We start from the raw sequence: 21,823 nt of genomic DNA, 5'->3' as shown, positions 1-21,823 counted from the left end.
CTTATAGATGACTTTTTGGCAAGACTTTTTTGCACACGTATGCAAGGGGTAACCTCTCATGACTGACTTTTCAGTGGAAAAGCAAGTGATCCGAAACCTTTACACCGATTTGGACAGGTCGAAGGCAGGGCAAGCAGGCGAGGTGCTTGCGCGGTACTACGCCTCGAATCATATCTGGCGCGGCTACCATCCGTTCCATGAGCAGCAGGGCGCCGAAGCGGTCGCTGATGTGTTCTGGACCCCCTTGCGCGGGTCACTGAAGAATATGCAGAGGCGTGAGGACATCTTCATGGCGGGTGCCAACGCGATGGACGGGTTCGCTTCGGTCTGGGTGGTCTCGATGGGGCATCTGATGGGGCTGTTCGATGCGCCCTGGCTGGGGATCGCCCCGACCGGCAAGATGGCGTTCCTGCGCTATTGCGAGTTCAACAAGGTCGAAGATGGCAAGGTCACCGAAACGGCGATGTACTTCGATATACCGCATCTGATGATGCAGGCGGGCTTGCAGCCGTTCCCGCCGCAGACCGCCGCGCATCTGGTGCAGCCCGGACCGATGACCCATGACGGGCTGATGTTCGACCCACAGCCGCCGGAGGAGGGCGAAAAGACCCTGGCAACAATTAACGCAATGATCTCCGACCTCGGGCAGTGGAAAAGCGGGTTGAGCCTGGAGGATGAGCTGCGCCGGACCTGGGCCGAGGACATGATCTGGTGGGGCCCTGCGGGGATCGGCGCCACCTATACGATCGGACGCTATGCCAAGCAGCACTCGGGGCCGTTCCGTGCGGGTTTCACAGACCGCTCCAAGACCAATCACATCTGCCGTCTGGCCGAGGGCAGTTTTGGCGGCTTCTTCGGCTGGCCGAATTTCACCGCCCGCCCCACCGGGGGCTTCATGGGCATGCCTGCCACCGGCAAGGCCGGGGAGTTCCGGGTGATCGACATCTACCGCCGCGAGGGGGATAAACTCGCCGAGAACTGGATATTCATCGACCTGCTGCATTTCTGGAACCAGCAGGGCGTTGATATCCTCGCCCGGATGGCAGAGGTGCCGCGCACATGACCGGGTGGATCGACGCGCATCACCACCTGTGGGATCTCGGGGCGGTTCACTATCCTTGGCTGATGGCCAAGGGAGAGACACGGTTCTTTGGCAATCCCGCGCCGATCCAGCGGGATTACCTGCTGGGGGGATTCCGCACCGAGGCCGCGGCCGAAGGCGTCATTGCATCGGTGCATATCCAAGTGGGCGCCGAGGACGGTCTGGCAGAGGCGCGCTGGGTGCAGTCGGTGGCAGACGCGAATCCGGACTGGCCGATGGCACAAGTGGTGTTCTGCGACCTGACCGCGCCGGACCTGTCAGAACAGCTCGACCGGTTCCAGAGCCTGCCAACCGTGCGCGGTGTGCGCCAGATCATCGGCCGCGCACCGGGCGAAGACGCGCAAACCGGCACCAATACGCTGCTGGATGACCCGCGGTTTCTGGCAGGATTGCAAGAGGCGGGACAGCGAGGGCTCAGCTTTGATCTGCAGCTGATCCCGGAACTGATGGAGAAAACCGCAAGGGTTCTGGCGCAGGCCCCGGATACCCCGGTGGCGCTGTGTCATGCAGGCTCACCCCATGACCGCTCCGCCGAGGGGCTGACGGCTTGGGGGAAGGAACTGAAGCACTTCTCGCGTCTGCCCCATGTCACTTGCAAACTGTCAGGTCTGGGCATGTTCGAACACAATTGGACAGTGGCCAGCATCCGTCCGATTGTCGAGACCTGCCTGGCGCAGTTCGGCGCCGATCGGGTGATGTTCGGGTCGAACTTCCCGGTCGACAAGCTGTATTCTGATTACCGCACTCTGGCGCAGGCCTATCGCGGGCTGGTCCCGGCAGAGATGCACAGCGCCGTGTTTCGCGGCACCGCGGCCCGGTTCTACAATCTGGAGGCACCACAGTGACGATCTTTGCCTTTGAGACCAAGGTTATGCCCGAATGGATCGACTATAACGGCCATATGCGGGACAGCTACTATGGGCTGGTGTTCAGCCTGGCCGTTGATGCGATGCAGGATGAGGTCGGGTTCGACGCCGACTATCGCAAACGGACCGGCTGCACGATCTATCTGCTTGAGGATCACAAGTTTTTCCTGCGCGAGGTGAAGGAAGGGGACCGTGTCCGTGTCGAAACGCGGCTGCTGGACTGCGACGGCAAGCGTTTTCACCTGCACATGCAAATGCTAGCCGGCGACAAAATTGCAGCCGCAGGTGAGTTCATGGAACTTCACGTTCAGCAGAAGCCGGAACCGCACGCGACGGCGATCCCGTCTGATATCATGCGCCGCCTGCAAGCTGCGAAGATATCAGCGTCGGAGCGCCATAAATTGAAACACCGCTCGCGCTCGATTGGGCTGCAAGGCGGGCGGCAGGCGGGATGAGGGCACCGTAAAGTTGCTTCACCAGCCTGGGATACAGCCGACAAGGTCGCTTGAATGACGCTCGCCTCTGTTGCCGTCACCGATTTTAGCCCGACGCAATAGACATGCCTTCTGGCGGTGGTCAGCCGGTCACAAGCTGCGCGCGCAGGAAGGCGACGTTGAACGCAAGACCAGGCAGAAGCCATTGGAACAACCGCACGACGGCGAGAACTTCATTCGGGTCCGCATCCTGTGCCGCAGCGGCTTCCAGAGCATCCGGCGTGAGACCGGTGGCGTTTGGCAGGCCAAGTGCCAGTTCCACCGCCCGTTCGTGAATGTCCTGGACCGCGGGTTCGTATCCGCCGGACCGGATCACGGGCTTGAGATCTTCCCAAGCCGCCGCAATATAACTCGGCCAGCGGGCAAAGGCGCGGTAATCGGTATTTACAAACGGCAACCCAAGCGTCTCGCGCAAGTCGGCGTAAAGCGCCGCGGTGTCCGGGCTGGCATGATGGGCCTCCATCAGGACCGGGTGTTCGCCTGCTGCCGCCAGCGCGGACCGGGGTGCGGCCTCGCCTTGCGCGGTCCAAGCCTGGCCTTCCAGCAGCGTCCGGGCCAGCGACGCCATCAGCAGATAGGGCATGTTGCCGGCAGAGAAGACCTCGTTGCAGGCGATGATCTGCTCCAGTTCCGCCGCGTCATAGCCCGCGTCTTCGAGCCGTGCCTTGAGGGGCGGCGGGGAGAACGAACCTGCCCGCATTTCCGCGAAGTTGCGCAGGTCCTGACAGGCCGCGGCGAAGGCCTCTGTCGCGGCCACCGGCTCCAGCGCTTGCCAGAAAGTTTTGTAGAAGCTTGGATAACGGGCAAAGGCCATCGCCACGACCCCCATCCAAGGCACGCCCAGCCCGCGTTTGGTGCGCTCGTAGATTTCCGCCAGTTCGCCGGTTGCGGCGCGTTCGGGCACGGGGCGGATGGGTGGCAGCGGGGACGGTTTTAGCCGCTTCAGCACGTCAGGCCTCTGCCGTTATATGCTGCGGCAGTCCTTCACTCCATTTGCGCAACTCGTCCAGGAACCCCAGTGCGGTGCGGCCAAGATCCGTGATCGCGTATTGCACCGACACCGGTGCGGTATCCAGAACCTGGCGGGTCACAAGACCCTGTCCTTCGAGCTGGCGCAGGCGTTCGGTGATCATCTTCTTGCTGGCACCGCCGACCATGCGGGCGAGATCGTTGAACCGGACAGGTTCGTCTTTCAGGTGCCACAGGATGGAGCCGGTCCACTTGCCGCCGATGATCCGCATGCCGCGCTCGATTGCGCAGGGTTCAAAACAGGCGTCGTAGGCGTTGCGGCGGCCTTGGTCGTCTTCTTCCACGCGTGCTCGCATCATTGCCTCCATGGGTTTCCGGAGTGGATTCGGGTCGGCAGGAAAAGTGATCAGGTCACTTTTCGTTACTTGGGAAGTAAATTTCATAATTGTCCAAATTTGTCAACGCGGGCGGGGCGCGGAAGTTTTCCGGTCTTATTTCATGGCCTTAGTCGGGTCATCTGCGAAACCGCCCCATCCTTCCGAGCTGATTTTGGTGAAGGTTACCAAAAGTATACTAGTTGCGAAATGTTTCGTCGTGTCCAGATTGCGGGCTGTGCGGCGGCTGATCCCGCCACGCCGCAGGAAATCGCAAGGAAGACACCATGAGCAATATTCTGATCCTCAACGGCCACCAGCCCTATCCCTTCGCCAAGGGTGAACTGAACGCAGCGCTGATTGACCGTGCCACCGCGTACCTGAAAGCCGCCGGACACGACGTGCGTGTGACCAAGGTCGCCGAAGGCTATGATGTCGAGCAGGAAATCGCCAGCCACCAATGGGCCGACACCGTCATCATGCAGTTCCCGGTAAACTGGATGGGTGTACCGTGGTCGTTCAAAAAATACATGGATGAGGTCTATACCGCAGGTATGGATGGCCGCCTGACCAATGGTGATGGCCGCGTCGCCGAAGCCCCGAAAGAAAACTACGGTATGGGCGGCTCGCTGACCGGCACCACCTACATGCTGTCCGTCACGCTGAACGCGCCGGTTGAGGCATTCGACAACCCGGCTGAGCCGTTCTTCGAAGGCGCGTCGCTCGACGATCTGCTGCGCCCGATGCACCTGAACGCCAAGTTCTTCGGCATGTCGCCTCTGCCCACCTTTGGCGCCTTTGACGTGATGAAGAACGCCGATGTGGACTCGGATTTCGCCCGTTTTGACGCGCATCTGGCCCGTGTCTTCGGTGCCAACTCTGTGTCGGAAGTGGCCTGATTCACGGCTGTGGACTCATTCCAAAAAGGAGGTTCGTGAGGTGAGCAACTCTCCCCTGATCACCGTCGGCCAGCGCGCGCCGCTGGCCGACGAAGCGTCGCCCGACATGTATGAAGAGCTGGTGAACACCGGAATTACGCGTCTGGTCCGCATGATGATGCCGCCGGGTGCGACGGATGAGCCGCACCGCCACCCTGAGGAGATCGTCTACTTCATCAAGGGCGGCCTGCTGTCGATCAAGCTGGAAGATGGTGGAACCATCGTGAAAGAGGTCGCCGATGGCGATTTCATGCACAACGGACCTTGGACGCATCAGGTCAGCAATGTCGGCACCACCACGGTTGAGGCCGTGCTGTTTGAGCGTCTGGACAACGACGTGGAACCGCAGAACTGAGACGAGGAACGACAGATGACCAAGACTATTCTGATCACTGGTACCGGCTCCGGGCTTGGCAAGGGCGCGGCCTTCGAACTGGCGAAACAGGGTCATCGCGTGATTGCGACGACCCACGGCGCAAAAGGTGCCGAAACGCTCAAGGCAGAAGCGGCCGCGCTGGGTCTGACGCTGGAAACAGCCAAGCTGGACATCACCAGCGCCGAGGATCGTCAGGCCGCCTTTGACCGCTTTGGCGCCGATGTGGATGTCGTGGTGGCAAATGCCGCCATCGGCGATACCGGCCCGATTGCCGAGGTTGACGTGGACCGCATCCGGAATGTGTTCGAAACCAACGTGTTCTCGACCGTCGAGTTCGTGCAGCCCTATGCGCAGGCTTTTGCCCGCCGTGGGCGCGGCAAGGTGGTGTTCGTCTCGTCGATCGCCGGGTTCCTGATCTTCCCGTATCTGGCCCCCTATACCGCGTCCAAACACGCGCTGGAGGCCATCGCAGAACTGATGCGGGAAGAGCTTGAACCGATGGAGGTACAGGTCGCGACCATCAATCCGGGCGCGTACCGGACTGGGTTCAATGACCGGATGTATGACAAGATGGACGAGTGGTACGATCCTTCGAATAGCATTACGCCGCCGGAAGCGATCCGCAAGGTCCGCGACCTGTTTGCAGGCGACGGCTTGCAGATGGATCCGCAGCCAATGATCGACAAGATGGCCGAGGTCATCGCGGCGGATCACCACAAATTCCGCACTGTTTTCCCGGAAGAGGCGATCAAGGACGTGCTGGATTACCAGCAGAAACACTGGACGCTGGAAATCTGAACCCTTCGGGCCTGCGCGGCAACGAGCGGGCCCGGACACTTGCCCTCAGGAGACAATCATGACCCAACCGGACATTCACCTTTACACCGCCGCCACTATGAACGGTTACAAGCCGGTTCTTTTTCTGGAAGAAGCTGGTGTCCCCTATGACCTGACTTTCATCGATTTCTCCAAGCAGGAGCAGAAAACCCCCGATTTCCTCAAGCTGAACCCGAACGGAAAGATCCCCACGATCTATGACCGGGCCGAAGATCGGGCCATTTTTGAGTCCGGCGCTATTCTTTGGCATCTGGCCAACAAATACGGCAAGTTCCTGTCAAACGATCCGGTTACCCGGTCGGAAACGCTGCAGTGGCTGTTCTTTCAGGTCGGTCACGTCGGCCCAATGATGGGGCAAGCGATGTATTTTCAGCGCATTGCTGCCCGAACGGGCATGAGGAGCCGTTCTCGATCAAGCGTTACGTGGATGAATCCCGCCGCTTGATGGAAGTACTGAACACACAGCTGCAAAGCCGCGATTTCATTGCCGGGGAATACTCCATCGCCGACATGATGATCTACCCGTGGGCGCGGGCTTACCCGTGGGCGCGGGTCGAAGTTGACGACTTGCCGCACCTGAAGGCCTGGTTCGACCGCATCGACGCGCGCCCGGCGGTGCAGAAGGCGCTGACCATCCCCAAGGCGCAGCCCCAGTTCTGGGACGAAAACGCGGATGCCGATGCCTTCCTGAAGGAAAACGCGGCGCGGTTTGCCGGCGATGTGAAAAACGCCTGATCCAGCCGCAGCCTAGCTGGCGGCCGGTCTCCGGGCCGCCGAGGGCCGGAGGCAAATCAGATGAGAAAGACGCAATGAAATGAGCATTACACTTGTTGGCTACCCGGTCTCGCCCTTTGTGCGCAAAGTGCGGGTGGTGCTGGAGCAGAAGGGGATCGGTTATACTCTGGACCCCGCCGTTCCCTATACCGAGCGGCAGAAGGTGCTGGCGGTCAACCCGGCCGGCACCGTGCCAGTGTTGCTGCCAGGTGATGGCCTGGCGCCAGTCACCGAAAGCGCTGATATCGCCGCCTGGGCGGAACAAACGGTGCCGCTGCCGGTGCTGATCCCGCCGCAGCCGGAGCTGCGCCAGCGGGCGTTGCGGATACAGCAGTTTGCTGACAGCCAGATGGCGCAGGTCTTTGGCGGCATGATGTTCGGCCAGCGCATCGTTGTGCCCTATTACTTCGGAAAGGCCGGCGGCAAGGAAGACATGGTCGAACATGCGATGACCGTGCTGGCGCCGCAATTGCTGGATTCGCTGGCGGAGCTCTTGGCCGATGCGGACTATGCCGCGGGCACCTTCAGCGTGGCGGATATCGCTTTGTCGAGCTGGTTGCGCGGAGCGGAGCTGGCGGGGTTCGCACTGGACGATGCGCGCTGGCCGTCTATCCGGAGCTGGCTGGATCGCTGCTATGCGCAGCCCGGATACACCCGCGTGATCGCGGATGAGGAGCAGCTGGAGGTCGTCCGCTGGGCACGCAGCCGTTATGAGGGAGCAGCATGAGGACTCTGGTTTACCTGGCGCATCCCCGGCCTGACCGTTCGGAGATAAACGCGCCGATGTTCGAGGCCGCGCGCGGGATCAAGGGCATAACATGCGTCGATCTTTACGGCGAGTATCCGTCTTTTGAAATCAACGTCGATCGTGAGCAGCAGCGGATCACAGAACATGATGCGATTGTCTTTCTGCATCCTCTGTACTGGTATTCTGCGCCGGCATTGCTGAAGGAATGGCAGGACCTGGTGCTGGAGCACGGGTTTGCTTATGGCTATTCGGGCCATGCCTTGGACGGCAAGGTGACATTTAATGCGGTCACTTGCGGGCCGCGGCCGAGGCTTACACGCCCGAAGGTGCAAATGGCGCGCATCTGCGTACCTTGCTGATGCCATTTGAGAAAACCGCTGACCTGTGCCGGATGCGCTACCTGGCGCCCTTCGCGCTGTTCGGCGCGGGGCGCGCGGTGGAAGAGGGGCGGGACAAGTCTCACCTCGCCGAATGGCGGTCACTGCTGAAGGCGCTGCGTGACGACACGCTGGATATTGCGGACGCCCGCGCGGCGTTGTCGCTGAATGGATTCACGGCGGCAGGGGCCGCCAAGCTGGAGGCCGTGTGATGGATCTTCTTGCTGCTGGTTTTGTCTACCTGGTTGCCGCGGTGATTGCGGTGCCGTTGGCCAAGCGTCTGGGGCTCGGTTCAGTGCTGGGGTACCTGATCGCGGGGGTGGTGATCGGCCCGGTGCTGGGCGTTGTCGGCGGCGAGACCGTCGACATTCAGCATTTTGCCGAATTCGGCGTGGTGATGATGCTGTTCCTGGTCGGTCTGGAACTGCAGCCCGCGATGCTATGGCGGATGCGGGCGCAGCTGTTGGGGCTGGGCGGGATGCAGGTGCTGGGCACCGCCGTGCTGATTGCCGCGGCGGCGCTGGTCTTTGGTGTTGCCTGGCAGGCATCACTGGCGCTGGGGATGATCCTGGCGCTGTCCTCGACAGCGATCGTGCTGCAGACGCTGGGGGAAAAGGGGCTGATGCCGACAGCGGGCGGCAAAGGCTCTTTCTCGGTGCTGCTGACTCAGGATATTGCGGTGATTCCGATGCTGGCGCTGATGCCGCTGCTGGCGGTGAATGCCGTTGCTGGCGGCCATGACGGTCACGGCGATTCCGGCCTTGGTGCGCCTGCGGCTGACGCGCACGGGCATGGTCATGGCGCGCCGACGCTGTTCGACACGCTGCCCGACTGGGCGCAGGCGGTGGCGGTCCTGCTTATTATCGGGGGCATCATCGTGGCGGGGCGGACGGTGATCCGGCCGGTCTTCCGCTTTATCGCCGAGGCGCGGCTGCGCGAGATTTTCACCGCCGCGGCGCTGATGCTGGTGATCGGCATTGCGCTTTTGATGAACTATGTGGGCCTGTCGCCTGCGCTTGGCACTTTTCTGGCCGGCGTGGTGTTGTCGGACAGCGAATACCGGCATGAGCTGGAAAGCGATATTGAACCCTTCAAGGGGCTGCTCTTGGGGCTGTTCTTCATCACGGTCGGCGCGGGCATCGATTTCCAGCTGCTGCTGTCCAACCCCGTTGGGCTGGTTGGCCTGGCGCTGGGGCTGATGGCGCTGAAAGCGGGGGTGCTGTACGTGCTGGGCACTGGTTTCGGCCTGCGCGGCGCCGACCGCTGGCTGTTCTCGCTGGGTCTGGCGCAGGCAGGGGAGTTCGCCTTTGTTCTGTTCGGCTTTGCCGCCGGGGCCGACATCCTGGGTGCCGAGGTGATCAAGCCGATGACGCTGGTGGTGGCGCTGACCATGCTGCTGACGCCGCTGCTGTTCATCCTTTATGAAAAGGTGCTGGCACCGCGTGCGGTCCGGACAGAGGACCGCGCGGCGGATGAGATCGACGAGGCGGGCAGCATCGTGGTGGCGGGCATTGGCCGGGTCGGCCAGATCATCACCCGGATGCTGGTCACTAACGGCCACAAGGTCACGGTGCTGGACCACGATCCTGAAACCATCGAGAACCTGTCGCGGATCGGCTTCCGCGCCTACTACGGCGATGCCACCCGCCCGGACCTGCTGCACAGCGCCGGACTGGAAGGTGCCAAGCTGTTCGTCGCCGCGCTGGATGACCGGGAAAAGCAGACCGAACTGGTGCATCATGTCGCCAAGACCTATCCGCAGGTCACCATCCACGCCCGCGCCCATGACCGGCATCATGTCTACGAGCTGGAGCGGGCGGGTGCCCATCTGGCCCAGCGGGAGACCTTTGAGGGCGCGCTGGCGATGGGCCGCGATGCGATGACCGCCATCGGCTACCACCCGTTCCGGGCAGAGGCCGCCAGCCGCACCTTCCGCAGCCATGACCGCGAGGCGCTGGACGGGCTGCGGGAGAGCTGGAATGAAAGCGGGGTGTCGAAAAGCTATATCGATGCCATGCGGGCGCATTCGCAGACTCTGTTCGAGCTGATGAAGGCGGACCGCCATGACACTCACGACCGTTCGGAACGCGGCTGGACCCCGCCGCCCAAGGGAGATGCGAGCCTGTGAGACCGAGGTTATGAACGAGGGTAAACCGGATATCCTTCTGTACACGGCGCCGACGATGAACGGCTGGAAGCCACTGATCTTCCTGCATGAGGCGGATGTGCCTTATGAGCTGTCAGCGGTGGATTTTTCCAAAAAGGAGCAGAAGGCGCCGGAATATCTGAAGCTCAACCCAAATGGCCGCATCCCAACCATCGTAGACCGCGGCAACAATGGTTTCGCGGTCTTCGAAAGCGGCGCGATCCTGTGGTACCTGGCCGAGAAATACGGGCGGTTCCTGAGCGAGGATCCCAATGAACGCTCACAGACGCATCAATGGCTGATGTTTCAGATGGGCGGCATCGGGCCGATGATGGGGCAGGCGATGTACTTCCAGCTCATTGCCCGGCCCAACGGCCATGATGACCCCTATGCAATCAAGCGCTATGTGGGCGAGTCCCGCCGCCTGCTGGAGGTGCTGGACAGCCGCCTGCAGGGGCGCGAATGGCTGGTGGGGGAGGAGATGTCGATTGCTGATATCGCCACCTACCCCTGGGCACGGTCCTATTTCTGGGCCGGAGTTGATGTCTCCGGCCTGGACCATCTGAACGCCTGGCTCGCTCGCATTGACGCGCGGCCTGCCACCCAGGCGGCGTTGCAGCTGCCGAAACCGCGACCTGCCGTCTTTGGCCAAGGCGACACTGAAGCTGCGGCGGCCGCCAATGCCGCCATTTACAAGGAGTGATCCCATGACCGCAGAAACCCAGCCGATCCGCGTCGACATCGTCTCGGACGTTGTATGCCCCTGGTGCGCCATCGGCTATTACCAGCTGGCCGAGGCTGTGCGCGAGACCGGCATCGGGGTGGATATCCGCTGGCATCCGTTCGAGCTGAACCCGCAGATGGCGCCGGAGGGTGAGAACCTGCGCGAGCATCTGGCCGCGAAATACGGCACCACGCCGGAGGGTTCGCGCCAGGCGCGGGCGCGACTGACAGAGATGGGCGCGGCGCTGGGGTTCACCTTCAACTACGCCGACGACATGCGGATGTATAACACCTTCCACGCCCATCAGCTGATCGGCTGGGCGGAGGAGCAGGGCAAGGCGCATGACGTAAAGCTGGCGCTGTTTGCGGCCTTCTTTACCCGGCGCGAGGATGTTTCCAGCATTGATGTTCTGGCCTCGGTTGCCGCTGGCGCGGGGCTGGATGGCGATGCGGCCCGCGCCATGCTGGAAAGCGGCGGTCGCGCCGAACAGGTGCGCGCCAAGGAGCAATTCTGGACCAGCCGCGGCGTCCAGGGCGTGCCCGCGATGATCTTTGAGCGCCAACATCTGGTGAGCGGTGCGCAGGGTGAAGAAAACTATGCCAGTATCCTGCAGCAGTTGAAGGCCGCGCAGGCGGCCTGAACAGCAGTTAAGGGTAGCCGGCGCCTGCTGGCCCGGCCTGGTGCGGAATTGCTGGTGAGGGAGAAACCGCATGAGACTTCAAGACATCAAGGCGCTGACATTTGATACCGGCGGCACCGTGCTGGACTGGCACAGCGGGTTCCGCGATGCATTCGCCGCGGCGGGACAGCGCCACGGGATCAGCCGTGACTGGGCGGCGCTGGCCAATGACCTGCGGCGGCGGTCGATGCAGGCGATGCTGAATCTCGGTGAGGATGGCCCGCCGGCATACAACTTCGACGAAGCGCACCGGTTCTGTCTGGAAGCGCTGCTGATCGATGAAGGGCTGGAGACTTTTGACGCGCAGGATCGGCAAGCGATTGCTTGGGATGCACCACATAGGTTCGATGCCTGGCCCGACGTGCAGGAAGGGCTGGCGGCGCTTCGCATGAACCGCATCGTGGCGTCATTCTCGCTGCTGTCCTACCGGCTGATCATCGACAGCTCGCGCCGGAACGGGCTGGTCTGGGATGCGGTGCTGTCATGCGAGGGCTGGGCCTCTACAAGCTGCTGCCAGAAGCCTACCGGCGGGCGGCAAGGCGGCTACAGCTGGCGCCTGAGGAATGCCTGATGGTGGCTTGCCACCCCTATGACCTGGACGCTGCGCGGCAGGTGGGGTTCCGCACCGCGCTGGTGCGGCGGACTCGGGAATGGGGAGACCGGACGCCGGAGACGCCTGCACGGGGCGAAACCGGTGCTTATGATCTGGAAGTGGACCGTTTCAACGAACTGGCGGCGGCGTTGCAGGGCTAGGCGCGTTCCAATGCGTGCGCCGGAAGCGGCTGGGGGTCATGCCGGCCTGACGTGAGAAAACCCGGTGAAAGGCTGGCAGGTCGGAATAGCCCACCTCTGCCGCGATCTCTGCCACGCTGCGTCCAGTTGTGGTCAGCAGGTCGCGGGCGCGTTCGATACGCAAGTTCTGCTGGTAGGCAGTCAGGCTGTGACCGGTGGTGCGGGTGAACCGCCGCTGCAGACTGCGCAGCGACAGGCCAACAGCGGCAGCAAGATCGGCGGCACTCAGCGGCTCAGCCAACTGAGCCTCGATCCGTTGCTGCGCGGCTAGAACAAGCCGGTCTCCGTGGTCCATCGGCGGCAGGAAGCGGCGGTAGCGGCGCTGGTCGCGGCGGCCGGGGGCGATGATGAAATGCCGGGCGGTGTCCAGCATTGCGGCGCGGCCCGCTAGCCGCTCAATCACCACCAGCGCCAGGTCGATCCAGGCCATAAGCCCACCAGCAGTCACCAAATCCGTGTGCTCGATCACCAGCCGGGCAGTATCGAGCTGAAGCGCGGGTATTCCAGCCGTATGCGCGTCTCTAGCCCCCAATGGGTGGTTACTGGACGGCCCCGGTCGATCCCTGCGGCGGCAATCCAGTGCAGCCCGGTGCAGGCAGAGCAGATGAGCGCACCCTGGGCGGATTGCTCCGCTAGCCAGCCGGTGACCCAGGGCGCATCCGAGGGATGCACCTCACGCGCGGAAGGCGGCAGGATCACGGTGCGGGTATGGGCGGGTGCCAGGTCCGGCTGTGCGACCGTTAGCGGGGCCAGTCCGGCGTGGCTCAGAATGTCATTCAGCCCCAGCACAGCAGAGGGCATGGAACCGGGATAGTTCAGGATCACTGTGGGCTGTTGAAGTGGCATGATTGGCGTAACTGGCAAATAGTTTGTCACCGGCGACAATACCTGCCACCTCAGCTTTGCGCCATATCCGGATCACCACACGCGAAAAGGAGAGCGCCCATGCCCAATGCCCCTCATACCCTGTCCGTCGGCCAGATCAGCCTTACGGTGTTCGACGACGGCCATTTTGATCTGCCGCTGGAGTATTTTTCCGGCCTGTCCGGCGATCTGTCCCAACGGCTGAGCGCACCGATGACCATCGGCGCCAACCTGTGGCAGATTGATACAGCCAGCCGTCGGGTCCTGGTCGATACTGGTTCCGGCCAAGCTCTGCGGCAGATGTTCCCCGCGACAGGCCTGGCGCTGGAAGTCGTCTCGGGCGAAGCGATCACCGACATCGTGCTGACTCATATGCACGCCGACCACCTGGGCGGGCTGCTGGGCGGCGGATTTTCCGGGGTCCGGGTGCATGTGTCGAAGCCGGAATGGAAGTTCTGGACGCAGGTCGGGCTGGCCGATGCAGTGCCGGAGGAACAGCGCCCGATGATCGAAATGGTGCAGGCAGTGGCCGCATCTTTCGCGGACCGTGTGGTGACCCATGAGGGGGCCGCTGACCTTGGCGAGGGGCTGACGCTGGTGCCGCTGCCGGGCCACACCCCAGGCCACACAGGGCTGCGCCTTAGGTCTGGCGGCGAGGAACTGCTGATTGTCGGTGACGCGGTGATCTCGGGACAGGTGCATTTTTCCGAGCCTGACGCAGGCTATGCGCTGGACAGCGACGCTGATGCCGCCGCCGCCACCCGCCGCGCGCTGCTGGCTGATGCGGCGCAGTCGGGCACACCGATCGCCGCCACCCACCTGCCGTTCCCGGGTCTGGGCCGGGTCGAGACGGAGGGCGATGTCTGGCGGTTCGTGCCGCTCTGAGCGGGTCTATCCGGATTTGACAATGGTCTGAACGGGAAACCGGCGGCCGCGAGGGGCCGCCGGTTTTATCTTTCGCGCAAGCTGCCGGCTCAGCCGGGGCAGGCGGCGCCGGTTTCGATCCAGTTTTCCGCGAGTTCGGCAAAAGCCTCCCAGGTGCCCGGGGCCGGGGTGCGGCCTTCGCCGGGGGTCCAGGCCCAGCCGACCAGGGAGTCATGGCCCATGTGGTGCGCCACCTCGGCCATGGTGCGGCCTCCATTGCGCTCTGGATCCTTCAACTGGGCGCAGATCTCCGGCACGGTCATGCCGACCCAACCCATGCTGGCGGGTGCCAGCTGCCAGTGCCCGTTGCCGGGCACCGAGCCGCTTTCCCCCAGAAACGGGCGGTTTTCTTCGCCGTGGCAGGTGGTGCAGCGCATCGCGACAACGCCGAAGTTGTCCTCGGTACGCGGCACGGGCGGCGAGTGCGGTTTGCGCTCGTCGCCCTGCAGCGGTCCGCTGTTGACCGGGTGGCAGTTCATGCAGCGCGGGTGAGTGATGACCTTGGCCATTTCGCCGAAGATCGCGGCAGAGCGCGCCTCTTCGGGGGCAATGCCTTCGAAAGCCTCGGCAGTTTTCAGGCCATTCACCTCCTGGGCGGCGGCTGTGCCGTCGGCGGTGAATTGCGCGAGCAGGGCCGCAACGGTCAGGGCCGCAGCGCGTTTGATGAAGTTCATTGTCCGGTCTCCTTTTACGCGCGCACCAGCGGCAGGCGGCGCACTGGCTGGCCTTTTAGGACACGCCAGGCGTTGCTGACGGCCGGCGCAATCGGCGGGGTGCCCGCTTCTCCGATGCCGCCGGGTTTTTCACTGCTGACGGCAAGATCGATCTCGACCTCGGGCATCTCGTGGATCCGCAGCAGGCGGTAACTGTCGAAGTTCTCCTGCGCGACCTGGCCGTCTTCGGTAAAGGTGATCTCGTTGAACAGCGCGGCGCTGAGCCCATAGCCGAGCCCGCCTTCGATCTGCGCCTTAACCACATCGGGGTTGATGGCGATGCCGACGTCTGCGGCCACCCAGACCTTGCTCACGCGGGGTTCACCGGCCACCTCCGAGACCTCGGCGATATAGGCGAAATGGGCGTCATAGCTGGGATGCAGCGCCACACCGTAGGCCTTGCCGTCAGAACCGTTCACGCCCTGCCAGTTGGCCATTTCCGCCACGCGCTCCAGCACCTTGCGGTCGCGCGGGGACTTGTCGCCCAGCAGCTCCAGACGGCCCGCGACCGGGTCTTTGCCCTTGGCCTGCAGCACCTCGTCCAGGAACACCTCGTTGGCGAATGCGGTGTGCGAGTGGCCGACTGAGCGCCACCACAGGTGCGGCACCTTGCTGTCGGTGCGCACCCAGCGGGCCTCAAAAGCGCCAAAGTCGTAGGGTTTGTGGATTGAGCCCTCAACCGAGAAGGGGTCGACGCCGTTCTGGATCACCACTTCGAAGGCGGAGCCGCCCATGATGCTTTCGGTGGCAAAGGTGTTCTGCCAGCCGATGATGCGGCCGCTCTCATCCAGCGCAGCGCGCTGGCGGTGGACGGCCTGCGGGCGGTAATAGGCGCCCTGGATGTCGTCCTTGCGGCTCCAGACCAGCTTGAAGGTGCCCTGGCCGCCAGCCTTGGCCACTTGGGCCAGCTCCTGGGCGAACTGCGAGTCATACTGGGCGCGGCGGCCAAAGCTGCCGCCGGCCATCAGGGTGTTGATCGCCACCTGCTCGGGCGCGATGCCGAGGATATTGGCGGTCACCTGCTGGTCGACGGTCTGCATCTGGCTGCCCATCCAGATCTCAGCGGCGTCGCCGCGATTCTCGATCACCCCGTCCATCACCTCCAGCGGGGCATGGGCCAGGTAGGGCAGGCGGTATTCGGCCTCGATCACCTCAGCGGCACCGGCAAAGGCCGCGTCCAGATCGCCATAGGTTTCGGCAACCACGCCTTCACCCGTCGCAGCGGCGGCGGCGACCTCTTCCATCTGTTCCTCGGCAGAGCGGGTTTCCGCTTCGCTCAGTTCCCAGTCGATTTCCAGCGCATCGCGGCCCTTGAAAGCGCTGTACGTGTTCTTGGCATAGACTGCGACGCCGGTGGGGATCGTCTCGACCTTCTCGACGCCATCGATGGCCAGCGCGGCGGCGGAATTGACCGATTTTGCCTTGCCGCCAATCCAGGGAGAGTGGGCGACGGCAACGGTCAGCATCCCCTCCCGGTAGACGTCGAGCGTGAACTGTGCTGCGCCGGTGGTCTTGTCCGCAGAATCGAGGCGCGGAACGTCCTTGCCGATCAGCACGAAATCTGCCGGGTCCTTGAGCTTGGGCTCTTCGGGCGGGGTGCTGTCATGAGCGGCGGCAACGAGCTCGCCGAATTGCGCCGAATTGCCACTGGCCGCGTGGCTGACGACGCCCTTGGCGACGGTGATCTCATCCTCGGGCAAACCCCATTCGCGGGCGGCGGCCTGCACCAGCATGGAGCGGGCCGCTGCGCCGGCCTGGCGCATCTGGGTAAAGGCATTGCGCACCGCGGTGGAGGCGCCGGTGCCCTGGATGCCAAAGGCGAAGTTCTGATAGGTGGCGGTGTCCGCAGGCGCGTGTTCGGCGCGCATCTGCGACCAGTCGGCGTCCAGCTCTTCCGCGACGAGGGTGGCGAAGCCGGTAAAGGGCCCTTGGCCGAATTCGATGTGCTTGACGATTACCGTGACTGTGTTGTCCTCGGCGATGCGGACGAAGGCGTTGAGGCTGATCGGGCCGGAGGCTGCCTTCGCCGCCATCTTGCCGCCAACAGGAAGATGCGCGCCGATGATAAGGGCTGCGCTGCCGGCCAGGAAGCCGCGCCGGGTCGGGGAGAACTTGGTCATGGATCAGGCCTCCAGCATCTTGGCTGCGTTGTGGATCGCCTTGCGGATGCGCACGTAGGTGGCGCAGCGGCAGGCGTTGCCGGCCATCGCGTAGTCGATATCTTCATCCGTCGGATTGGGGATTTCGGTCAGCAGGGCGGCGGCGGCGATGATCTGGCCGGACTGGCAGTACCCGCACTGGGGCACGTCGATGTCGACCCAGGCCTTGCGCACCGCGTCGGCCTCGGGCCTTCGAGCGCCTCGATGGTGACAACGTCGGAGCCATCGAGCGCCTCCACCGGGGTCACGCAGGAGCGCACCGGCATACCGTCGACCATGACTGTGCAGGCGCCGCATTGGGCAATACCGCAACCGAATTTGGTGCCGGTCAGGCGCAGATCGTCGCGCAGCGCCCAAAGCAGCGGCGTGTCGCCGGGGACGTCGAGTGTGACGTCCTTTCCGTTGATGGTGAGGTCAGTCATTTTTGGGGTGTCCTCCTTTGGCTGGTCCTGGAGATTGGCTTCAACGCCTTTTGGCGCTGCCCTGCCGAGAGTGGCAGGGCCGAGGTTGGGGCGGTTCGCGCTTACCGTTTCACCGCAGGTTTCGAATCGCAACCGGTATACTTTTAGTAACCTTGTGGCCACACAAAGCCCGCGAAGCAGGGCCAGGGCCTAGAGGCTGACTTCCGGAGACGCGAAATTGATTGGTTTCCAGTTGGGTTTGCGGTCCTTCTCGATGATCGCGGCCCGCACGCCTTCAAGAAAGTCGCCTTCGGCCAGACAGTATGACGCGGCGTTCAGATCGCGGGCCAGACAGCGGAGCAAGCTGGAATCTTGCCGCGCTGCATCCAGCAGTTTCAGTGTGAGCTGGAGGGAAATCGGCGAGGCTCGGCGCAATGCAGCGGCTGCTTTTTGCGCCCAATCCTGGCGATTCTGCTCCAGCCGCTCAGCGATTGCTTCGGGCAGCTGTCCTGCAAACGTCTCCGCCACGGCTTTAGGATCGGGCAGGGTTCCGGGACCGGGCGGTTCGCTGAAAGCCGCGATCGGGCTTGCGTCCGCCGCTTCCATCAACGCGCTGGTCAGCGCTGGCAGCCGGTCGGAGGGCACAAAACTGTCTGCGAGTCCCAGCGCGATGCAGTCGGCGGGACCAAGCCGAAGCCCGGTCAGCGCAATCAGCCGCGCCAGCCCTTCGGGAGCAGGGGCCAGCAGGTGGCTGGCGCCCACATCGGGCACCAGGCCGATGCCGCATTCGGGCATCGCCAGTAAGGTGCGTTCGGTGACGACACGGTGCGCGCCATGGGCCGAGATGCCGACGCCGCCACCCATCACAATCCCGTCCATCAGCGCCACATAGGGGGTGCTGAGGCCGGCAATCTGGGCGTTCAGAGCATAGTTTTCTGCCCAGAAATCGGTGCAATAGGCGTTATTGCCCGCAGTGCCCTCGGCATAAAGCCGGGCCACGTCGCCACCGGCGCAGAAGGCCCTGTCCCCGGCGGCATCGGCGACGACCAGCTTTACCCCTGGGTCGGCTTCCCATTCCGACAGGATGCGCGACATGCGCTGCACCATTTCACGGGTCAGGGCGTTCAGCGCCTTGGGGCGGTTCAGGGTGATCCGCGCGGCGGCGCCAGCTTTGGTTTCTTTAACTTCGGGTTCCAGCATTCCGGTCTCCTTTGGCTTGAACCAGTTGCGGGAAGGGGTCACGCGGGATGCGTGGCCCCGCGTTCGATGCGGTAGCTGCGGTCCAGCAGGTCGGCGCAGTGGTGATCGTTGGATTCCGCGATCAGGATCGACATGCCTTCGGACTTCAGGTCCCGCAGGATTTCCGAGATCCGCCGCGCCAGCACCGGGGCGATGCCCTCGGAGGGCTCATCCAGCAGGATCAGCCGCCCGCCCATCATCAGGGCGCGGGCCAGCGCTGCCAGTTTCTGCTGGCCGCCGGACAGCGAGGTGGCGCTGCGGCCGCGGAACTCGCGCACCTCGGGCATCAGGTCATAAATCCATTTCAGCCGGTCCTGATAGTCGGGGATGTCTACCGCCCAGACCGGCATCATGATGTTTTCCTCGGCCGAAAGCTGCGGTACCAGCTTGCGGTCCTCGGGCATGTAGCCGATGCCGATGCGGGCGCGGTCTTGCGGCGGGGTGGCGGGCAGCTGGTAATGGTCAAAGCTCATCGTGCCGGACTGTGCCGCCAAGAGCCCCATGATCGCGCGCATCATCGTGGTCTTACCCGCGCCGTTGGGGCCGATCAGGCCGATCATCTCGCCGGTCTTCACCGTCAGCGCGCTGTCGCGCAGGATCGGCACCGGGCCGATGGAAACGTTCAGGTTACTGATCTCAAGCATAGGCTGTCTCCGCCTTTTGGGTTGGGGCGTGGGTGTCGCCGATCACCAGTTCCCGCACCTTGGGATCGATCAGCGCCCGGGCGGGCGGGGCGTCGCAGATCACCTCGCCCGAGAAGAAGGCCAGCACCCGGTCGACGTAGCGTTCGACGATCTCCATGTCGTGCTCGATGAACAGGACGGTGGTCCCGGAGGCCTTGAGCGCCGACATCACCGTGTCCATGATGGCGAACTTCTCCTCGGCGGCGACGCCGGAGGTGGGTTCGTCCAGCAGCAGCATCTTGGGGCCGCTGACCACCGCCATGGCGATGTCGAGCAGTTTGCGCGAGCCCTGTGAAAGCGCGCTGGCCTCGTGATCGGCCACATCCGCCAGACCGTAGCGGGCCATTATGGCGTCGCATTCCGCCAGCAGGTCCGGGCCGGCGATGGGACGCAGCAGCGCGCCGCCCTTGCGCCGGGCCAGCGCCAGCGCCGACAGCAGGTTCTGCCGCACGCTGAGGGTCATGAACACCTGGCTGACCTGGAACGAGCGGGTGAGGCCCTGATGCACTGCCAGCCGCGGCGCGATGCCGGTGATGTCTTTGCCGCGGAACCGAATGGTGCCGCCCGAGGGTTTCAGGTAGCCGGTGACCATGTTGACGAAAGTGGTCTTGCCCGCACCGTTGGCACCAATCACGCCGACCACCTGGCCTGCGGGGATGTCGACGTTGATATCCTTGGCTGCGGTCACGGCGCCAAAGGATTTCTGCAGGTCCGTGACGGACAGGATGGGCGTATCAGTCATGACGGAGCCTCCGGATAAGGGGGATGCGTTCCAGCAGCGACCAGATACCGCCGGGCAGGAAGAAGATGATCAGCAGCAGCGTGCCGCCGACGATCAGCTGCCAGGCGTGAGGGGCGATTTCGAATGCGTAGGTGCGCAGGAACTCAAAGATGATGGCGCCGATGAAGGGGGCCAGCACGCTGCCCGGTCCGGCCATGATGGTGATGAAGACCAGCTCGCCCGAGACGGTCCAGTAGACCATGCTGTCGGGATCGACCTGTCCCAGCGCCATCGCCATCATGCCGCCCGCGGCGCCGGCGAGGGCGGCCGAGATCACGTATTTGATGTGAATGGCCTGTGCCACCGAATAGCCCAGGTATTCCACCCGGATCTCATTGTCGCGGATCGCGGTGGTCAGCCGTCCGAGGGTCGACCGCAGATACATCTGCACCAGCACCGCCAGCGTCAGGCAGACGGCGATGATGGCCGTGAACAGCACCTGCTTGCCTTCGGGCGCCCAGCCCAGGAAGGTGGTCTGCGACACCGAGAAACCATCGGTGGATCCCAGCGCCTCGGTCTTGACCAGGATGCCGTAGAGAACCATCGAAAACGCCAGCGACAGCATCGCAAAGAAGATGTCGCGGTAGCGGCGCAGGATGAAGCCGAGCGCAAAGCCCGCGATGACCGCGGCCAGCATGGCGATGATGATGCGCAGGGCAAAATCGCTGAGGCCCAGCCATTGCTCGGACAGCGCCACCGCATAGGCACCAAGCCCGAAGTAGAGGCCGTGGCCGAAGGACATCAGCCCGGTGCGCCACAGCACCAGAAGCCCCAGCACAGCAGCGCCGCGGGCCAGGCCGAACATCATGTTGTTGACGACCCAGGCCGGCAGCATCAGCCCGGCCGCAGCCAGCGCCAGAAGAGCAAAGGCCGTAAGACGCACGGTCTTGTCGGATAGAATTGCTTGATGCATCAGATTTTCCTCGCCTTGGCGGGTGCGAACAGCCCCTCGGGGCGCACGATCAGAACTGCGGACATCACCAGGAAGATCACGAACAGTTCAAGCTCCGGCAGCTTGTGGACCGCCAGCGCGCGCAGCAGGCCGACCAGCAGCGCGCCGATCAGCGCGCCGGGGATTGAGCCCATGCCGCCGATCACAACAACGGCAAAGCTGAGCACGATGACATCGACCGCAAAGCCGGGCGCCACCGACACGGTGGGTGCGATATAGGCGCCGCCAAGCGCACCCAGAACGGCGCCGGCGCAGAATGTGACGACGAACAGGCGGCGCACGTTGATGCCGACGATCAGCGCCATCTCGCGGTCATGGATGACGGCGGTGATCAGCTTGCCCCAGCGGGTGCGGGTCAGCATCCACCAGCTGCCTGCAGCGACGAGCAGCGCGACGCCAAACAGGGTCAGCGAGTAGACGTCGCGGAAGATGCCGCCCATCTCGACGCTGCCGAGGGCCACCATCGGCTGATAGGCGAAATAGGGGTTCACGCCGAAGATCAGCAGGATCAGATCCTCGAGGATCAGGAACACCCCGAAAGTGGCCAGCACGATCAGGATTTCCTCGTGATCGTACAGTCTGCGCAGCACGATCCGCTCGATCAAAAGGCCCAGCACGATGCCGACGGCCAGCGCCGATCCGGCGATGATCAGGAAACCGAACCAATCGGGAAAGCCCATCTCGGATGCGGAGCCGATGAAATAGGCGGCGGTGTAGGCACCCCAGGCGTAAAAACCGCCGTGGGCCACGTTCAGGATCTTCATCACCCGAAGATGATGGTGAGACCCGCCGCAACGATGAACAGGTATGAAGCATAGACCAGCCCGTCCAGCAGTATGGTAAACAGTAGTTGCATGAGTATTTTCCTCCTCCCTTCTTCTCCAGCAGCGGACAGGGCAGGGCCGCCCCGC

The 21,823-nt window shown here is 63.5% G+C and carries 26 protein-coding genes and 2 pseudogenes; 16 read left to right on the top strand and 12 right to left on the bottom strand.

Annotation, left to right across the window (positions count from 1 at the left end; all coding sequences use genetic code 11):
- Positions 1–58: 58 nt before the first annotated feature.
- The 3 genes from ETW23_RS15400 to ETW23_RS15390 are packed head-to-tail and all read left to right on the top strand — an operon-like array spanning position 59 to position 2,423.
- Positions 59–1,063, top strand: coding sequence for an ester cyclase (locus ETW23_RS15400; RefSeq protein WP_134830517.1), 1,005 nt, complete (start codon positions 59–61; stop codon positions 1,061–1,063).
- Positions 1,060–1,947 carry an amidohydrolase gene (locus ETW23_RS15395; protein ID WP_134830516.1) on the top strand — a complete coding sequence of 296 codons (888 nt, stop codon included), beginning with the start codon at positions 1,060–1,062 and terminating at the stop codon, positions 1,945–1,947. The genes ETW23_RS15400 and ETW23_RS15395 overlap by 4 nt, the downstream gene beginning before the upstream one ends.
- Entirely contained in the window at positions 1,944–2,423 is a 480-nt protein-coding gene (locus ETW23_RS15390) for a thioesterase family protein (RefSeq protein ID WP_134830515.1), read from the top strand. The genes ETW23_RS15395 and ETW23_RS15390 overlap by 4 nt, the downstream gene beginning before the upstream one ends.
- Before the next feature lie 121 nt (positions 2,424–2,544).
- Here the strand turns inward: ETW23_RS15390 and ETW23_RS15385 are convergent, their stop codons facing one another.
- Complete coding sequence (locus tag ETW23_RS15385) at positions 2,545–3,411, bottom strand: hypothetical protein (RefSeq protein WP_134830514.1); 867 nt, start codon at positions 3,409–3,411, stop codon at positions 2,545–2,547.
- 1 nt (position 3,412) lies between these two features.
- The gene (locus tag ETW23_RS15380) at positions 3,413–3,790 is read right to left on the bottom strand and encodes a helix-turn-helix domain-containing protein (protein ID WP_247676872.1); all 378 of its coding nucleotides are present in this window, start codon (positions 3,788–3,790) and stop codon (positions 3,413–3,415) included.
- A gap of 302 nt (positions 3,791–4,092) precedes the next feature.
- Between ETW23_RS15380 and ETW23_RS15375 the strand changes: the two genes are divergently transcribed.
- The 12 genes and pseudogenes from ETW23_RS15375 (at position 4,093) to ETW23_RS15325 (ending at position 12,157) form a co-directional block, all read left to right on the top strand.
- Complete coding sequence (locus tag ETW23_RS15375) at positions 4,093–4,704, top strand: NAD(P)H-dependent oxidoreductase (RefSeq protein WP_134830513.1); 612 nt, start codon at positions 4,093–4,095, stop codon at positions 4,702–4,704.
- A gap of 40 nt (positions 4,705–4,744) precedes the next feature.
- Positions 4,745–5,098 (top strand): cupin domain-containing protein, encoded by a 354-nt coding sequence (locus ETW23_RS15370; protein WP_167738130.1) that lies wholly within the window; start codon positions 4,745–4,747, stop codon positions 5,096–5,098.
- Positions 5,099–5,113: 15 nt separating this feature from the next.
- On the top strand, positions 5,114–5,917 hold the full coding sequence (locus ETW23_RS15365) for an SDR family oxidoreductase (protein WP_134830511.1): 804 nt from the start codon (positions 5,114–5,116) through the stop codon (positions 5,915–5,917).
- Positions 5,918–5,975: 58 nt separating this feature from the next.
- Positions 5,976–6,401 (top strand): glutathione S-transferase family protein, encoded by a 426-nt coding sequence (locus ETW23_RS26115; protein WP_254695048.1) that lies wholly within the window; start codon positions 5,976–5,978, stop codon positions 6,399–6,401.
- Positions 6,401–6,691, top strand: a complete 291-nt coding sequence (locus ETW23_RS26110; RefSeq protein WP_254695047.1) for a glutathione binding-like protein — start codon at positions 6,401–6,403, stop codon at positions 6,689–6,691. The genes ETW23_RS26115 and ETW23_RS26110 overlap by 1 nt, the downstream gene beginning before the upstream one ends.
- Before the next feature lie 79 nt (positions 6,692–6,770).
- On the top strand, positions 6,771–7,457 hold the full coding sequence (locus ETW23_RS15355; protein ID WP_134830510.1) for a glutathione S-transferase family protein: 687 nt from the start codon (positions 6,771–6,773) through the stop codon (positions 7,455–7,457).
- Positions 7,454–8,067, top strand: a pseudogene (locus ETW23_RS26105) (NAD(P)H-dependent oxidoreductase). The gene ETW23_RS15355 and the pseudogene ETW23_RS26105 overlap by 4 nt, the downstream one beginning before the upstream one ends.
- Positions 8,067–9,983, top strand: a complete 1,917-nt coding sequence (locus tag ETW23_RS15345; protein ID WP_134830509.1) for a monovalent cation:proton antiporter-2 (CPA2) family protein — start codon at positions 8,067–8,069, stop codon at positions 9,981–9,983. Before ETW23_RS26105 ends, ETW23_RS15345 begins: the two are co-directional and overlap by 1 nt.
- Before the next feature lie 10 nt (positions 9,984–9,993).
- Positions 9,994–10,704, top strand: coding sequence for a glutathione S-transferase family protein (locus tag ETW23_RS15340; protein ID WP_134830508.1), 711 nt, complete (start codon positions 9,994–9,996; stop codon positions 10,702–10,704).
- 4 nt (positions 10,705–10,708) lie between these two features.
- Positions 10,709–11,365 carry a DsbA family protein gene (locus ETW23_RS15335; protein ID WP_134830507.1) on the top strand — a complete coding sequence of 219 codons (657 nt, stop codon included), beginning with the start codon at positions 10,709–10,711 and terminating at the stop codon, positions 11,363–11,365.
- 70 nt (positions 11,366–11,435) lie between these two features.
- Positions 11,436–11,975: a hypothetical protein gene (locus tag ETW23_RS15330; protein ID WP_134830506.1), complete on the top strand. Its 540-nt coding sequence runs from the start codon at positions 11,436–11,438 to the stop codon at positions 11,973–11,975.
- On the top strand, positions 11,888–12,157 hold the full coding sequence (locus ETW23_RS15325) for an HAD hydrolase-like protein (protein ID WP_134830505.1): 270 nt from the start codon (positions 11,888–11,890) through the stop codon (positions 12,155–12,157). Before ETW23_RS15330 ends, ETW23_RS15325 begins: the two co-directional genes overlap by 88 nt.
- On the opposite strand, the gene ETW23_RS25490 is transcribed toward ETW23_RS15325, so the two are convergent.
- Together ETW23_RS25490 and ETW23_RS25485 are read right to left on the bottom strand one after the other, a co-directional pair.
- The gene (locus tag ETW23_RS25490; protein ID WP_217621245.1) at positions 12,126–12,626 is read right to left on the bottom strand and encodes a helix-turn-helix domain-containing protein; all 501 of its coding nucleotides are present in this window, start codon (positions 12,624–12,626) and stop codon (positions 12,126–12,128) included. The genes ETW23_RS15325 and ETW23_RS25490 overlap by 32 nt on opposite strands.
- 35 nt (positions 12,627–12,661) lie before the next feature.
- The gene (locus ETW23_RS25485) at positions 12,662–13,042 is read right to left on the bottom strand and encodes a hypothetical protein (RefSeq protein WP_217621244.1); all 381 of its coding nucleotides are present in this window, start codon (positions 13,040–13,042) and stop codon (positions 12,662–12,664) included.
- 99 nt (positions 13,043–13,141) lie between these two features.
- Between ETW23_RS25485 and ETW23_RS15315 the strand changes: the two genes are divergently transcribed.
- A complete protein-coding gene (locus ETW23_RS15315; RefSeq protein ID WP_134830504.1) occupies positions 13,142–13,945 on the top strand; it encodes an MBL fold metallo-hydrolase in 804 nt (267 codons plus the stop codon).
- A gap of 89 nt (positions 13,946–14,034) precedes the next feature.
- On the opposite strand, the gene ETW23_RS15310 is transcribed toward ETW23_RS15315, so the two are convergent.
- The 8 genes and pseudogenes from ETW23_RS15310 to ETW23_RS15275 all read right to left on the bottom strand — a co-directional run bounded on the left by ETW23_RS15310 (position 14,035) and on the right by ETW23_RS15275 (position 21,676).
- Complete coding sequence (locus tag ETW23_RS15310; protein ID WP_247676871.1) at positions 14,035–14,658, bottom strand: Isoquinoline 1-oxidoreductase subunit; 624 nt, start codon at positions 14,656–14,658, stop codon at positions 14,035–14,037.
- Positions 14,659–14,672: 14 nt separating this feature from the next.
- Positions 14,673–16,817 (bottom strand): xanthine dehydrogenase family protein molybdopterin-binding subunit, encoded by a 2,145-nt coding sequence (locus ETW23_RS15305; protein WP_134830503.1) that lies wholly within the window; start codon positions 16,815–16,817, stop codon positions 14,673–14,675.
- Between the two features lie 3 nt (positions 16,818–16,820).
- Positions 16,821–17,278 (bottom strand): annotated as a pseudogene (locus tag ETW23_RS15300) ((2Fe-2S)-binding protein).
- Between the two features lie 189 nt (positions 17,279–17,467).
- The gene (locus tag ETW23_RS15295; RefSeq protein ID WP_134830502.1) at positions 17,468–18,457 is read right to left on the bottom strand and encodes an enoyl-CoA hydratase/isomerase family protein; all 990 of its coding nucleotides are present in this window, start codon (positions 18,455–18,457) and stop codon (positions 17,468–17,470) included.
- Between the two features lie 38 nt (positions 18,458–18,495).
- Positions 18,496–19,140 carry an ABC transporter ATP-binding protein gene (locus ETW23_RS15290; protein WP_134830501.1) on the bottom strand — a complete coding sequence of 215 codons (645 nt, stop codon included), beginning with the start codon at positions 19,138–19,140 and terminating at the stop codon, positions 18,496–18,498.
- Positions 19,133–19,921, bottom strand: a complete 789-nt coding sequence (locus tag ETW23_RS15285) for an ABC transporter ATP-binding protein (protein WP_134830500.1) — start codon at positions 19,919–19,921, stop codon at positions 19,133–19,135. Before ETW23_RS15285 ends, ETW23_RS15290 begins: the two co-directional genes overlap by 8 nt.
- Positions 19,914–20,873, bottom strand: a complete 960-nt coding sequence (locus tag ETW23_RS15280) for a branched-chain amino acid ABC transporter permease (protein WP_134830499.1) — start codon at positions 20,871–20,873, stop codon at positions 19,914–19,916. Before ETW23_RS15280 ends, ETW23_RS15285 begins: the two co-directional genes overlap by 8 nt.
- Positions 20,873–21,676 (bottom strand): branched-chain amino acid ABC transporter permease, encoded by an 804-nt coding sequence (locus ETW23_RS15275; RefSeq protein ID WP_205879909.1) that lies wholly within the window; start codon positions 21,674–21,676, stop codon positions 20,873–20,875. Before ETW23_RS15275 ends, ETW23_RS15280 begins: the two co-directional genes overlap by 1 nt.
- Positions 21,677–21,823 lie beyond the last annotated feature (147 nt).

The sequence above is a fragment of the Leisingera sp. NJS201 genome, from assembly GCF_004535885.1.
Taxonomy (GTDB): domain Bacteria; phylum Pseudomonadota; class Alphaproteobacteria; order Rhodobacterales; family Rhodobacteraceae; genus Leisingera.
This window is presented reverse-complemented; position numbering and strand designations above follow the sequence as displayed.

Excerpts from the sequence above, each read along its gene's own strand:
- ETW23_RS15400 (WP_134830517.1), top strand. The coding sequence starts at position 59 with ATGACTGACTTTTCAGTGGAAAAGCAAGTGATCCGAAACCTTTACACC.
- ETW23_RS15395 (WP_134830516.1), top strand. The coding sequence starts at position 1,060 with ATGACCGGGTGGATCGACGCGCATCACCACCTGTGGGATCTCGGGGCG.
- ETW23_RS15380 (WP_247676872.1), bottom strand. The coding sequence starts at position 3,790 with ATGATGCGAGCACGCGTGGAAGAAGACGACCAAGGCCGCCGCAACGCC.
- ETW23_RS15375 (WP_134830513.1), top strand. The coding sequence starts at position 4,093 with ATGAGCAATATTCTGATCCTCAACGGCCACCAGCCCTATCCCTTCGCC.
- ETW23_RS15365 (WP_134830511.1), top strand. The coding sequence starts at position 5,114 with ATGACCAAGACTATTCTGATCACTGGTACCGGCTCCGGGCTTGGCAAG.
- ETW23_RS26115 (WP_254695048.1), top strand. The coding sequence starts at position 5,976 with ATGACCCAACCGGACATTCACCTTTACACCGCCGCCACTATGAACGGT.
- ETW23_RS26110 (WP_254695047.1), top strand. The coding sequence starts at position 6,401 with ATGGAAGTACTGAACACACAGCTGCAAAGCCGCGATTTCATTGCCGGG.
- ETW23_RS15355 (WP_134830510.1), top strand. The coding sequence starts at position 6,771 with ATGAGCATTACACTTGTTGGCTACCCGGTCTCGCCCTTTGTGCGCAAA.
- ETW23_RS15345 (WP_134830509.1), top strand. The coding sequence starts at position 8,067 with ATGGATCTTCTTGCTGCTGGTTTTGTCTACCTGGTTGCCGCGGTGATT.
- ETW23_RS15340 (WP_134830508.1), top strand. The coding sequence starts at position 9,994 with ATGAACGAGGGTAAACCGGATATCCTTCTGTACACGGCGCCGACGATG.
- ETW23_RS15335 (WP_134830507.1), top strand. The coding sequence starts at position 10,709 with ATGACCGCAGAAACCCAGCCGATCCGCGTCGACATCGTCTCGGACGTT.
- ETW23_RS15330 (WP_134830506.1), top strand. The coding sequence starts at position 11,436 with ATGAGACTTCAAGACATCAAGGCGCTGACATTTGATACCGGCGGCACC.
- ETW23_RS15325 (WP_134830505.1), top strand. The coding sequence starts at position 11,888 with ATGCGAGGGCTGGGCCTCTACAAGCTGCTGCCAGAAGCCTACCGGCGG.
- ETW23_RS25490 (WP_217621245.1), bottom strand. The coding sequence starts at position 12,626 with ATGGCCTGGATCGACCTGGCGCTGGTGGTGATTGAGCGGCTAGCGGGC.
- ETW23_RS25485 (WP_217621244.1), bottom strand. The coding sequence starts at position 13,042 with ATGCCACTTCAACAGCCCACAGTGATCCTGAACTATCCCGGTTCCATG.
- ETW23_RS15315 (WP_134830504.1), top strand. The coding sequence starts at position 13,142 with ATGCCCAATGCCCCTCATACCCTGTCCGTCGGCCAGATCAGCCTTACG.
- ETW23_RS15310 (WP_247676871.1), bottom strand. The coding sequence starts at position 14,658 with ATGAACTTCATCAAACGCGCTGCGGCCCTGACCGTTGCGGCCCTGCTC.
- ETW23_RS15305 (WP_134830503.1), bottom strand. The coding sequence starts at position 16,817 with ATGACCAAGTTCTCCCCGACCCGGCGCGGCTTCCTGGCCGGCAGCGCA.
- ETW23_RS15295 (WP_134830502.1), bottom strand. The coding sequence starts at position 18,457 with ATGCTGGAACCCGAAGTTAAAGAAACCAAAGCTGGCGCCGCCGCGCGG.
- ETW23_RS15290 (WP_134830501.1), bottom strand. The coding sequence starts at position 19,140 with ATGCTTGAGATCAGTAACCTGAACGTTTCCATCGGCCCGGTGCCGATC.
- ETW23_RS15285 (WP_134830500.1), bottom strand. The coding sequence starts at position 19,921 with ATGACTGATACGCCCATCCTGTCCGTCACGGACCTGCAGAAATCCTTT.
- ETW23_RS15280 (WP_134830499.1), bottom strand. The coding sequence starts at position 20,873 with ATGCATCAAGCAATTCTATCCGACAAGACCGTGCGTCTTACGGCCTTT.
- ETW23_RS15275 (WP_205879909.1), bottom strand. The coding sequence starts at position 21,676 with ATGAAGATCCTGAACGTGGCCCACGGCGGTTTTTACGCCTGGGGTGCC.